The sequence below is a fragment of the Pedobacter segetis genome, assembly GCF_016623585.1.
Lineage (GTDB): Bacteria > Bacteroidota > Bacteroidia > Sphingobacteriales > Sphingobacteriaceae > Pseudopedobacter > Pseudopedobacter segetis.
Genome location: NZ_JAEHFY010000004.1, coordinates 143,241 through 155,353, shown reverse-complemented (window position 1 = coordinate 155,353; position 12,113 = coordinate 143,241). Strand labels below are relative to the sequence as shown.

12 protein-coding genes are annotated in these 12,113 nt (G+C 35.0%); all 12 read left to right on the top strand.

Translation table 11 applies throughout. The annotated features are described in order from the left end of the window. Window positions 1-7 precede the first annotated feature (7 nt). Complete coding sequence (locus I5M32_RS03865) at window positions 8-871, top strand: ABC transporter permease (RefSeq protein WP_234461854.1); 864 nt, start codon at window positions 8-10, stop codon at window positions 869-871. Between the two features lie 323 nt (window positions 872-1,194). Beyond that, window positions 1,195-1,560 carry a four helix bundle protein gene (locus I5M32_RS03860; protein WP_234461853.1) on the top strand — a complete coding sequence of 122 codons (366 nt, stop codon included), beginning with the start codon at window positions 1,195-1,197 and terminating at the stop codon, window positions 1,558-1,560. Window positions 1,561-2,074: 514 nt separating this feature from the next. Continuing rightward, window positions 2,075-3,343, top strand: coding sequence for an ABC transporter ATP-binding protein (locus I5M32_RS03855; protein ID WP_200584861.1), 1,269 nt, complete (start codon window positions 2,075-2,077; stop codon window positions 3,341-3,343). Continuing rightward, complete coding sequence (locus I5M32_RS03850; RefSeq protein ID WP_200584860.1) at window positions 3,340-4,242, top strand: class I SAM-dependent methyltransferase; 903 nt, start codon at window positions 3,340-3,342, stop codon at window positions 4,240-4,242. Before I5M32_RS03855 ends, I5M32_RS03850 begins: the two co-directional genes overlap by 4 nt. After that, a complete protein-coding gene (gene neuB, locus I5M32_RS03845) occupies window positions 4,239-5,252 on the top strand; it encodes an N-acetylneuraminate synthase (RefSeq protein ID WP_200584859.1) in 1,014 nt (337 codons plus the stop codon). Before I5M32_RS03850 ends, neuB begins: the two co-directional genes overlap by 4 nt. Continuing rightward, complete coding sequence (locus I5M32_RS16825) at window positions 5,252-5,692, top strand: GNAT family N-acetyltransferase (protein ID WP_200584858.1); 441 nt, start codon at window positions 5,252-5,254, stop codon at window positions 5,690-5,692. Before neuB ends, I5M32_RS16825 begins: the two co-directional genes overlap by 1 nt. Next, window positions 5,689-6,555: a sugar phosphate isomerase/epimerase family protein gene (locus I5M32_RS03835; RefSeq protein WP_200584857.1), complete on the top strand. Its 867-nt coding sequence runs from the start codon at window positions 5,689-5,691 to the stop codon at window positions 6,553-6,555. The genes I5M32_RS16825 and I5M32_RS03835 overlap by 4 nt, the downstream gene beginning before the upstream one ends. After that, entirely contained in the window at window positions 6,545-8,011 is a 1,467-nt protein-coding gene (locus I5M32_RS03830) for an aminotransferase class I/II-fold pyridoxal phosphate-dependent enzyme (RefSeq protein WP_200584856.1), read from the top strand. The genes I5M32_RS03835 and I5M32_RS03830 overlap by 11 nt, the downstream gene beginning before the upstream one ends. Further along, window positions 8,008-8,688: an acylneuraminate cytidylyltransferase family protein gene (locus tag I5M32_RS03825; RefSeq protein WP_200584855.1), complete on the top strand. Its 681-nt coding sequence runs from the start codon at window positions 8,008-8,010 to the stop codon at window positions 8,686-8,688. The genes I5M32_RS03830 and I5M32_RS03825 overlap by 4 nt, the downstream gene beginning before the upstream one ends. 1 nt (window position 8,689) lies before the next feature. Continuing rightward, on the top strand, window positions 8,690-10,171 hold the full coding sequence (locus tag I5M32_RS03820; RefSeq protein ID WP_200584854.1) for a hypothetical protein: 1,482 nt from the start codon (window positions 8,690-8,692) through the stop codon (window positions 10,169-10,171). Between the two features lie 54 nt (window positions 10,172-10,225). Next, window positions 10,226-10,939, top strand: a complete 714-nt coding sequence (locus I5M32_RS03815; protein WP_200584853.1) for a CatB-related O-acetyltransferase — start codon at window positions 10,226-10,228, stop codon at window positions 10,937-10,939. Next, on the top strand, window positions 10,939-12,075 hold the full coding sequence (locus I5M32_RS03810; RefSeq protein WP_200584852.1) for a glycosyltransferase: 1,137 nt from the start codon (window positions 10,939-10,941) through the stop codon (window positions 12,073-12,075). The genes I5M32_RS03815 and I5M32_RS03810 overlap by 1 nt, the downstream gene beginning before the upstream one ends. The last annotated feature ends 38 nt before the right edge of the window (window positions 12,076-12,113 follow it).

The following is a 12,113-nucleotide window of genomic DNA, read 5'->3' as shown; positions in this document are numbered from 1 at the left end:
TCAATAAATGGATCAAATGCCAATTGATAGCAATACCTGGGATATAGAGATAAAACCCAAGAATAAACTTTTCGATCTTCAATTAAAAGAGGTTTGGCATTACCGCGATTTGATGTGGCTTTTTGTGAAACGTGATTTTACCGCACAGTTTAAACAAACCATTTTAGGGCCTTTTTGGCATGTGGTACAACCTGCGTTAACCACTATCATGTTTTTGTTGGTCTTCGGCAAAATTGCTAAAATCCCTACAGACGGTATTGCACCACCAGCTTTTTATATGGCGGGCTTGGCCATTTGGGGCTACTTTTCTGCTTGTTTTACCGGCACTTCCAATACTTTTACCTCTAATGCGGGGATATTTGGGAAAGTTTATTTTCCAAGGATCGTTACCCCAATTTCTATCATTTTATCCAACTTGGTCAAGTTCGGTATTCAAATCGCTTTGCTGATCTGCATCATCGTTTATTACAATTTTAACGGCTTTCCCTATCATGCCACCATACATTTACTATATATCCCATTGATCTTGATCGTGGTGGCGGGGATCAGTTTAGGTTTGGGGATCATATTTTCATCTTTAACCACCAAGTATAGAGATTTTACGGTTCTTTTGGGTTTTGCCATACAATTGCTGATGTACGCCACCCCTGTTATCTACCCGCTTTCTTACTTACAAGGGAAAAGTTATAAATGGATCATCGATTTGAATCCTCTAAGTTCTTTAATAGAGGCCTTTAAATATTGTATTTTCGGGAAAGGATTGGTAGAGCCCTATTCTGTTCTTTATAGCGTGGTTTTTATGATGGTTTCGGTTAGTTTGGGTTACATCATTTTTAATAGGGTAGAGAAAACTTTTATGGATACGGTTTAGGCAAGGAGGTTGAGGTTGAGCCGGTAGCGTGGCAAGAAAAAAAAGGTTGAGGTTGAGGTTGAGCCGATAGTGTGGGAAGAAAAAGGTTAAGGTTGAGGTTGAGCTGGTAGCGTGGTAAGAAAAGAGGTTGAGGTTGAGCTGGTAGTGTGGTAGGAAAAGAGGTTGAGGCTGAGGTTAAGGTTGAGCCGTTAGCATGGCAACCATGCAAGACTCAACCTAAACCTAGCATAGCGCAACCTCAATCTTAACCTAGCGTAGCGCAACCTAATCCTAGCGCAGCGCAACCTAAACCTAGCGAAGCGCAACCTCAACCTTAATACACAATGCAAAGCACCATGTACACCGATTTTACCGATATGACAGTTTGGAAATTAGCGATGCGATATGCAGTAGCTATTTATAAGCTAACGATTAGTTTACCCAAACAAGAAGATTATGCTTTAACATCACAAATCAGAAGATCATCATTGTCAATATCAGATAACTTAGCAGAAGGTTTCGGACGAGAGACAAGCAAAGACAAAAAGCATTTTTACATCATGTCAAGAGGTTCGGCGTTGGAAACAAAAAACCAACTGATTTATGGCAGAGAAGTAGGCTATTTTGAAATTAAAGAAACCGATGAATTAATAAAAACGCAAAGTCAAATACATTTGGAGTTGAATAAGTTGATAAAAAGCTTGAAGTAAGAGAATTAGGTTGAGCCGATAGCGTGGTAAGAAAAAAAGTTGAGGTTGAGCTGGTAGTGTGGTAAGAAAAGAGGCTGAGGTTGAGCTGGTAGTGTGGCAAGAAAAGAGGTTGAGGCTGAGGTTAAGGTTGAGCCGTTAGCATGGCAACCTTGCAAGACTCAACCTTAACCTAGCGCAGCGCAACCTCAACCTAATCCTAGCGAAGCGCAACCTCAATCTCAACCTAGCGTAGCGCAACCTAATCCTAGCGAAGCGCAACCTCAATCTCAACCTAGCGTAGCGCAACCTAATCCTAGCGCAGCGCAACATCAGCCTCAACCTAGCGAAGCATAAACCTTAACCTTAATACAACAATGCAAATAACTCAACCTCAACCTAGCGAAGCGCAAACCTTAACCTTAATACACAATGCAAATCACTCAACCTCAACCTAGCGAAGCGCAAACCTTAACCTTAACACACAATACAAATCACTCAACCTAAACCTAGCGCAGCGCAACCTTAACCTCAAAAAATGAGCACCGTAATTAAAGTAGAAAACCTCTCTAAGCAATACCGCCTCGGCTCCATTGGTACTGGGTCTATCTCCCATGATCTAAACCGTTGGTGGCATACGGTAAGAGGAAAAGAAAACCCCTATTTAAAAATTGGCGAGACCAATGACCGTAGCACCAAGGGCAATAGCGAATATGTTTGGAGCTTAAGAGACCTTAATTTTGAGATTGAACAAGGAGATGCCGTTGGCATTATTGGCAGAAACGGAGCAGGGAAAAGCACCTTATTAAAAATTTTGAGCAGGGTTACTGGCCCAACAACAGGAAGTGTAAAGGTAAGAGGCAGGATTGCCAGTTTATTAGAAGTTGGTACTGGTTTCCACCCAGAATTGAGCGGTAGGGAAAACATCTTTTTGAATGGTGCCATTCTAGGGATGCGTAAGCATGAAATCCAGCGTAAGTTTGATGAAATTGTAGATTTCTCTGGCGTAGAACGCTACATTGATACCCCTGTAAAACGCTATTCTTCTGGGATGTATGTACGTTTGGCTTTTGCTGTGGCCGCACATCTGGAATCTGAGATTTTGATTGTGGATGAAGTATTGGCAGTAGGCGATGCGGAATTTCAGAAAAAATGTTTGGGAAAAATGCAAGATGTGAATGCGGGGGAAGGAAGAACAGTTTTATTTGTGAGCCATAATATGAATGCAGTGAACAGACTTTGCAATAAAGGAATCACGCTGCATAATGGGGGAATATCATTTGAAGGGGGGATTGAATCTGCTGTAAAAGAGTATTTGAATTTGAATTTCAGTTCAAAGAAAAGTGCAATTGACTTTGAAAAGAAAGTAGATGCTGAAGTGCAATTGGTTAAAGCTGCACTTGTAAAAAATGGATCTAAATTAGATGGAACTATCTTGACGGAAGATGAATTAATCATTAAAATAGATTATGCCGTAAATATCCCTATTAAACAACTCCATTTATCTATGTTTCTTAAAAATGAGCGGGATGAAGTCGTTTTTTTCTCTGACATCACAGATCATTATGGAAAATACCTAAAGATTAATCCAGGAAATTATCAAGTTTCGCTTAAAATCCCCAACAATATTTTAGTACCAAGTTCCTATACGGTTAGCTTCGGTTGTGTGAATAGAGATACTTTAAAGACCTATCATCAAACAGACGCATTGTTCTTTGAACAAATTGAACTCAGTCAATTTAGATTTCAACGACCAGGTTACCTTAATTTTCCTTTAAAATGGGATTTAAAAAACATCGAAGAATGAAGATTGAATTTGAAAGAATTAAATGTCTCTACTGTCATTCTGAGAGAAAAACAAAAATCACTGAGATAGGACAGTTTGCGATTCCTACTCATGTGGTGATTTGTAAAGAATGTGGATTGATGTATTTAAACCCTAGGTGGACACCAAATCGCTACCATCAATTTTATGTCTCTGAATATGAGAATTATTACCCCCGCACATCTTCTGACAAACAAAAAGATAACAGATTACCACAATTGGTCGCAAACCGATTATATGAATTTAGAGAAGATCAAGTATTTGAAAACATATTAGATATAGGATCTGGCTTCGGAGATATTCTTTTATATTTTAAAAATAATCGGTTTAAGCAAGCAAACTATTATGCTATAGAGCCCTCCAGTGTTTGTATTGATTTTTTGACAACCAAGAATATTAAGGTTATATCACCTACCGTGGACAATAACTGGAATGAATCGTCTAAAAACAAATTTGATTTAATTATTATGAGACATGTTTTAGAACATCTCTTGGACCCGTTAAACTCATTAAAAAAAATATCTTCTACTTTAACAAAAGATGGTCTACTCTATATAGCCATACCTGATGCTTATCATCCCCTATCTCCGTTAAACAGTTACTATTTTAGAGCAGTGCATACTGCCTACTTTAATAAAGACACCATTCATAATTTACTTTATAAAGCAGGTTTAAAGGTAGTGGAGTTAAAAGACAATCTAAATGGCGAATTATATGTGATCGCTAAACAGGGAGATACGGAGAGACCGACTACATTCATAAATGCTTACAAGAAACAACTTAAAATTATTTCTTCAACGTATACAAAAGAAAAAGGGTCGGGCAAAACTTTAGCTTATCTAAAAGCTAAATTAATTTCCATAACCAGAAAAATAAAATGAAGCCAACTTATATAATTGCCGAAATAGGTGTTAACCACAATGGAGATCTCCGTATCGCTATTAATTCAATTAAAGCAGCTAAGGAAGCTGGAGCACAATGTGTAAAATTTCAAACTTTCAAAGCCTCTCAAATCGTCACGCAAACCTCTCCTAAAGCTAATTATCAGTTAAAGGTCACCAGCAAAGAAGAGACGCAGTATGAGATGTTAAAAAAGTTAGAGCTTTCTTTAACAGATTATCATACCCTATTGGAGGTATGCCAAAATGAGAATGTGGATTTTCTTTCCACACCCTACAATAAGGAAGATGTGGATTTTCTAGAAAATATAAATGTCTCTATGTATAAGATTGCGTCCGGGCAATTAACTGAGTTGCCTTTTATAAAATATGTGGCTAATACTCAAAAAAAAATATACTTATCTACTGGTATGGGGAATATGGCTAATGTTTTTAATGCGGTAGAAACAATAAGAGCCACTGGAAATCAAAAAATATGTGTTTTGCAATGTACTACCAACTATCCTTCGTTGATAGGCGATGCGAACCTACACGCAATGCTGAGTATGCAAAATGCCTGTAAAGTTGATATTGGATACTCAGATCATGTTCCTGAAAATTACGCCTGTTATGCAGCAGTAGCGCTTGGGGCAAAAGTGATTGAAAAGCATTTCACTCTTGATAAAAATATGCAAGGACCTGATCATTCCAGTTCCCTTGAGCCCAGTGAATTTAAGGAACTGGTATATGGAGTCAGACAAATTGAACTTTCTTTAGGGGATGGAATAAAAAGACCAACGGCAGCAGAGCATGCCAATAGCTTTGGCATGAAAAGAAGTTTGGTGGTTTTACAGGACTTGAAAGCAGGAAGTATTTTGGAAGAAAAATTAATAGGTTTCAAAAGACCTTTCAATGGCTTAGATACCAGCTATCTGGATTTGGTAATAGGCAAATCTATTAAACAAAAGATGGTAAAGGACCAGCCGATTCAATTAGATTCAATTAATTGGTAGTGGCCTTAACGTTAAAATCAATATCCTCTCAAAACAATCATGATTTAATTCTTTTAAAAGAATTTATTGCCAAAGCCGGAAAGTCTTTAAAATCTTTCAGGTATTATGACCACCGACCATTAACCATCATTAAACAACATTTACACACTATTTTAATGCTTAATGACGGTTCACCGGTAGCCTATGGCCATCTAGATAAAGAGAATGAATTCATCTGGCTGGGCATTGCTGTTATAGAAACTGAAACTGGGAAAGGTATTGGTAAATTAATCATGGAACATTTAATAGCGGAAGTGGATAAAATGAACTATGCCCCTATTCATTTAAGCGTAGATGTTGAAAACAGCAAAGCCATTGCGCTTTATAAAAAATACAACTTTGTATCTTTAGGAATGATTTCACCGTCAGTATTAAAAATGGTTTATCTAAAAAACGAATGAATGTAACCACTATCTATTTAAGTAGCGTAGCTTTTCATGAGCGCAACATTCATGATATTATTGCAGCGGCCACCGCACAAGCATTTAATTTAGAATTTAGTTCTGGTTTAGACTTTGATCCTTCCATGGAAGAAGCTTTTTTAAGTAGTGACCTAAAACGATTACCTCATAATTATTTCCCTGCACCATCAGCACCATTTGTATTGAATTTGGCAAGTAAAAATCATGACCTAAGGCTTAAATCCATCCAAATGTGTAAAAATGGTTTACGTTTGGCTAAGGCAGCAAATAGTCCTTTTTATGCTGCACATGCTGGCTTTTGTATTGATCCTGACCCTAATTTTTTAGGGAAACAATTGCTGACGGTACATGAATATGATAGAGCAAAACATTGGCAACTCTTCTTATCCTCCATCATTGAAGTATTAGCTGATGCCCAAACTTTAAATGTTCCTTTTTTAATTGAAAATAATGTTCTTGCAAAATTTAATACCAATGAGCAATTACAAAATCCGCTATTTTGTTGCGAGGCAACAGAAATAATTGAACTTTTTACTACTATTCAAGACCCCTTATTTGGCCTTTTACTGGATACTGCACACTTAAAAGTCTCTTGTGAAACGCTATCATTAAATGCAGAGAATGAAATGCGGGACATCCTACCCTATATCAAGGCCATGCATCACAGTGACAATGATGGTTTAACAGATAGTAATGACCCATTTACAGATGACTATTGGTGCAGAAATTTATTAAGTGCGCTGCCTAACATGCCACACGTGGTGGAAGTGAAAAACATCAATCTTCAAATGAAAAAAAAACAAATTGCACTATTGGAAAAATTCTTAACATATGAATACTAGTCTGGAGCATTTTTTATTACCTGTAAACTCAACTGTACAGAATGCATTAAAAGTTATTGACCAAAATGCACAAGGGATCTGTTTCATTGTTGATGAATTCCAAAGGCCTGTAGGTATTCTTACTGATGGTGATTTGAGAAGAGCTTTCTTAAACGGCACTAAACTACAAGATGGTGTTGAATACATTATGAATAGGAACTTTACAGTTCTTCCTTTTGATACGCACACAGACATTATCAATGGGAATCTCAATCAAAAAATTAAACATATTCCACTGGTTGACCAGGATGGAAGACTGGTTGATTTTGCTAATAAATTCAGGACCAAGCGAATCCCTATTATGCAACCTCAATTGAGCGGGAATGAGTTAGCTTATGTTAGTGATTGCATCACTAGTGGTTGGATATCTTCGCAGGGTAGTTATGTCAAAAGATTTGAAGAGGCTTTCACCAAATACTGTCAAATGCCTTATGCACTAGCTGTAAGTAATGGCACCACCTCTTTACACTTAGCATTGGTTAGTTTAGGTATTGGAGCAGGAGATGAAGTAATTATTCCAGATTTTACTTTTGCAGCTACCATTAATGCTATTTTATATACTGGCGCAGTACCCGTGATTGTTGATGTTGACCTGACGAGCTGGACCATAGACCCCATTTGCATTAAAAAAGCCATTACTCCAAAAACAAAAGCTATAATGCCAGTGCATATCTACGGTCATGCGGCTGACATGGACGTTATTATGGAGATTGCTAACGAACATCAACTTTTTGTTATTGAAGATAGCGCAGAAGCTTTAGGAAGTACCTATCATGATCAACCTATTGGGAGTTTTGGAGATGTCTCTTCTTTTAGCTTTTTCGGTAATAAAACCATCACAACTGGCGAGGGTGGAATGTTGCTTTTTAAAGATAAAGCAGTTTATGAAAGAGCAGCCATCTTAAGAGATCATGGTATGAGTAAGAATAAACGCTATTGGCATGATATGATTGGCTTTAACTATAGGATGACCAATATGCAAGCAGCTGTAGGCGTTGCACAAATGGAAAGAGTAGATGATATTGTATATCATAAAAGAAAAATTGCACAATTTTATGACCAAGCCCTTCGTAAATATCCAAGCTTACAATTACATGGTGAAAAAGATCATACTACTAATAGTTATTGGCTGTATACTTTCCTGATTAAAGAAAGCTCTAAATTTAATAGAGAAGAACTTGCTGAACGTTTGGCAAAAAATGGCATTGAAACACGACCTACTTTTTACCCCATGCATAGCATGCCTATTTATGCAAAATACGGTCGTAAAGAAGACTTAAAAAATAGTATTTATATCTCAGAAACGGGTTTAAGCTTACCTTCTTATGCAGATATTACGATGGAAGAATTAGAAAATGTAACCGCCGCCATCGCTACAGCTTTTACAACGATAGCCTTTAATCAAATAGAAAATTGAGAAGTTTAGTGGTAATCCCCGCCAGAGGAGGGAGTAAAGGCATTCCCCATAAAAACATAAAATTGTTAAATGGAAAACCTTTGATACATTATACCATAGAAGTTGCAAGAACCCTATTTAACGATGAGGATATTTGTGTTTCCACAGAAGATGAGTTTATCATAAAAGTTGTAGAAGAAATTGGCTTAAAAGTACCATTTAAAAGACCTTTAAGCCTTGCCACTGATCATTCCAGTACTTATGATGTTTTACTACATGCCTTACATCATTATGAAAATATTCAAGGAGCATACGATACTATCATCTTAATGCAACCTACCTCGCCTTTTAGAACTGCGACACATTTAGAAGAAGCTTTGGCACTTTACCAGCCAGCAATTGAAATGGTGGTTTCTGTTTTTGAGACGGCAGCAAACCCTTATTTTGTACTCTTTGAAGATGATTCAAAAGGATTTTTAGTGAAGTCCAAAAGTGGGCAATTTAATTCAAGACAAGAGTGCCCGAAAGTATGGCAATATAATGGAGCGATATACATTATCAATGCAAAAGCGCTTAAAAAAAGAAGCCATTTACAATTTGAAAGGGTAATTAAATACGAAATGGAAGAAGCCAATTCTATAGATCTGGATACCCCATTAGACTGGGAATTTGCTGAGTTTTTACTCCAGAAAAAATAACATGCGAAAATATTCATTGTTTAGTGAGAAACGCATGCGAATAAAAGACAGAAAAGACACGATCTTCTTTCTAAACAACTTATTTAAAGAAAAATATAATGACTTACAAAAAGTTTGGGGTTTTAATCCTTGGATAGTTTTGAAAATACAAACTGGCTATTTCATTAACACTCATTTACTAGGAATTCGAAAAAAAAGTACTAGTTCTATTGAAAATAACTCCTATAAACCCAATAGTGTTACATTGAAAGATTTTATAAATCTTGTGAAAATTTATATTAAAATCTTACCCTTAAGATTTAGAAGTTCTAGAAAAGAAAAACATGCATTATTAATTGGATACGCTCATCATAATAAAATTATAAATAATGAGTCTTATAATATTTACTTACACCCTATTTTAGATTACTTAAAAAAGAATAATATTAAGCATGATTTCTTATATATTGATAAAATTAAAGATTTTAATTCTTCACATGAAGACTATAAGCTATTAGATCTTTTAATCAATTTTTATAGATTATGGTTTAGAATTAAATGTTACTTTAATCATGAAGATCGAAAAGCCTATAAAAACGCAGAAATAGTTGTCGATTTTACCTCAAAAACAACTATTTATGAAGCGAATACGCTAAAAAACATCCTTTTTGAAACGCAATTACAACAAGCAATTATTTATGCTAGCTACAAATCTTTCTTAAAAATCATCAAGCCTAAATTTATTTGGACTTATTGTTATTATGATAATATTATTTTAGCATTAAGTAGAGCCGCAAAAAAATTAAATATTGTATTAGTAGAGTATCAACACAGCACACAGTCTGATAATCATTTTGCCTATTCAAAATGGGAAAAAATAAGCAAACCATACTTTCCATCTTATTTCTGGGTTTGGAGTGCTACTGAAGAAAAATCATTAAATAAAAATTTCCTTGAACTAAAAAGCAAACCAAAAATAATTGTGGGTGGGAATCTATTTTTATCTATTCAAGTAAAATCGGCTGAAATTAAGAAAAAAAATGACGGGATTTTAGTATGTCTTCAAGGAATATGGATACCCAGTTTTATAGAAAAATTTATAGAAAATGATAAAACGTATAAATGGTATTTTAGGTTACATCCAAGGTATCCCAAGGATGACGACAAACTTAAGATGCTAAAGAAAAAATTCCCACACCGAATAGAAGTTGAAAAAGCTAATGTTGCTAATCTTTATGAGGTTTTTTCTGAAGTAAATTACAATTTAACTTCTTTTTCAGGTACTGCATTAGAATCACAGGCTTTTGGTATTCAAAATATTATTTTTGGAGATGAAGGTTATGAAGCTTACAAACTATATATTGAAGAGGGTGCTTTTAAATATGTAAACTCTACCGAAGGATTGGAAAAAGTCCTAACATCGCCTTTCCATTTAAAAGTATTTGACCCAATACTAGTTGATACAGCAAATATTGAGCGAAAAATAAAGGAAATACTTAATTAAGTTCTGTAGTTGGCAACAAAGCCCGCTATAATAAGTTAAAACCCTGTTTCTCACATGAAAAGACTGATTAAGCGATTCATTAGATATTTTGGTATCGAAATAAAAGCTAAAAAAAAAGCAATAGTCCCTACGCGATTTTTAGATTCATACGTTTCTAATCCAGAATGTGTAGATGAAAAAGCTATTGTACAGTATAGTAACCTAAGGGGTGAGATTAAGGTTGGAAGAAATGCCTTGATACATGACACTGTCATTTATGGGAATGTTTCAATAGGCAGAAATACTAGCATCAGCGGCAGCGCCACTGAAATACATTCATTTATTCACCCTATCACCATTGGTAAATTCTGTTCTATTGCAAGGGGCACAACGATCCAGGAAGTCAACCATCAGTCAAAAACAATGACCTCCTACTATATTCACAAACATATCTTTAAAAAGGATTTATATAAGGACATGGCTTCCAAGGGACCCATTACTATAGGTCATGATGTTTGGATTGGAGCCGCAAACAATATTTTAACAGGGGTTACTATTGGAAATGGAGCCATCATAGCTGCGAATAGTGTAGTCAATACAGATGTACCAGATTATGCCATTTTTGGAGGCACACCAGCAAAATTAATTTCATATAGATTTGACGATGCTATAATTAAAGTTTTGCAAACCATTAAATGGTGGGATTGGGATGAGGAGCGGATTAAAAGGAATTATCATTTGTTTGATGGTGATTTGACTATTGAAAAGCTCAAAAACATCTTAGATTAATGACAAAAAACAAAAAAATTCTAATAATCACGCATTATTCTAGTCTTTATGGAGCTAATATATCTTTATTAGCATTTTTGGAAAACACTAAAATTCCTTTAAAAAATTTTATTGTAATAGCTCCTGAAAATGGATTATTGCTGAATGAATTAGAAAAAATGGATATAGAATATCATATCCATTGGTTTGAGCATAATGCAGACTTCGCCGACATTAGTTATTTTAAACGTAAGATAAATGCTTTTCGAAGGATTAAAATATTGTTACATCTTTATCGAGCAATTAAAAGGTACAATCCTTCCATTATTTACAGTAACTCATCAGTGAATTATTATGGTTTTTTTTGTGCTAAGTTTTTAACAATTCCCCACGTTTGGCATTTAAGAGAATTTGGCTTTAATGATTATAACCTTATTCCTGATTTTGGTTTCACATTTCAAAGGCTTTTGTTAAAAATAAACGATAGAAATATTGCTATTTCGAAAGCAATAGGCAGTTATTATAAACTTAATGCCTCCAATACTAGTATTGTATATAATGGAGTGGTAAGTAGCCGAAATTTAAGAAATATAACCCCCAAAAAAAATGTTATCGGAAAGCTACGTTTTGGTGTTGTTGGATTAATGGTTCCATATAAGCAACAGCTAGAAGTAATAAAAGCTTTTCAAAGGTTTAAATCAATGAAGTTAACTGATAGTATATTGTATTTGGTTGGAGAAGATACAGAAGAATATTCACAAATGATAAGCGAATATATTAAGAAAAATAATTTACAAGAAGATATAATTTTTACTGGACGGATAACAGAAAGAGCAAATATCTATGACTTATTGGATGTAGTAATATCAGCAGCAAAATTTGAAGGTTTTGGAAGAACTACAGCAGAAGCAATGAGTTATGGTAAAGTTGTTTTAGGTTATAATTCTGCTGGTAATGCCGAGGTAATTCAACACAATAAAACAGGATTACTTTTTGATAGTTTTGATGAACTAAGCGTGTTGATGTTAAAATTAGATAATGATAAAACATACGTAAACCAATTGCAAAACGACGCACTACTGAATTTCAATTTAGAATTCACATCTGAAGTTTATAGCGGTAAAATTGATGAGGTGATTTTGTCTCAATTAGAATAAAACAAAAATTGAACGTCTCTTTAATAAGATTTAATACT

What these genes read in the sequence shown, in the direction of transcription:
- I5M32_RS03865 (WP_234461854.1), top strand. Translation starts at nt 8, where the DNA reads ATGGATCAAATGCCAATTGATAGCAATACCTGGGATATAGAGATAAAA.
- I5M32_RS03860 (WP_234461853.1), top strand. Translation starts at nt 1,195, where the DNA reads ATGCAAAGCACCATGTACACCGATTTTACCGATATGACAGTTTGGAAA.
- I5M32_RS03855 (WP_200584861.1), top strand. Translation starts at nt 2,075, where the DNA reads ATGAGCACCGTAATTAAAGTAGAAAACCTCTCTAAGCAATACCGCCTC.
- I5M32_RS03850 (WP_200584860.1), top strand. Translation starts at nt 3,340, where the DNA reads ATGAAGATTGAATTTGAAAGAATTAAATGTCTCTACTGTCATTCTGAG.
- neuB (WP_200584859.1), top strand. Translation starts at nt 4,239, where the DNA reads ATGAAGCCAACTTATATAATTGCCGAAATAGGTGTTAACCACAATGGA.
- I5M32_RS03835 (WP_200584857.1), top strand. Translation starts at nt 5,689, where the DNA reads ATGAATGTAACCACTATCTATTTAAGTAGCGTAGCTTTTCATGAGCGC.
- I5M32_RS03830 (WP_200584856.1), top strand. Translation starts at nt 6,545, where the DNA reads ATGAATACTAGTCTGGAGCATTTTTTATTACCTGTAAACTCAACTGTA.
- I5M32_RS03820 (WP_200584854.1), top strand. Translation starts at nt 8,690, where the DNA reads ATGCGAAAATATTCATTGTTTAGTGAGAAACGCATGCGAATAAAAGAC.
- I5M32_RS03815 (WP_200584853.1), top strand. Translation starts at nt 10,226, where the DNA reads ATGAAAAGACTGATTAAGCGATTCATTAGATATTTTGGTATCGAAATA.
- I5M32_RS03810 (WP_200584852.1), top strand. Translation starts at nt 10,939, where the DNA reads ATGACAAAAAACAAAAAAATTCTAATAATCACGCATTATTCTAGTCTT.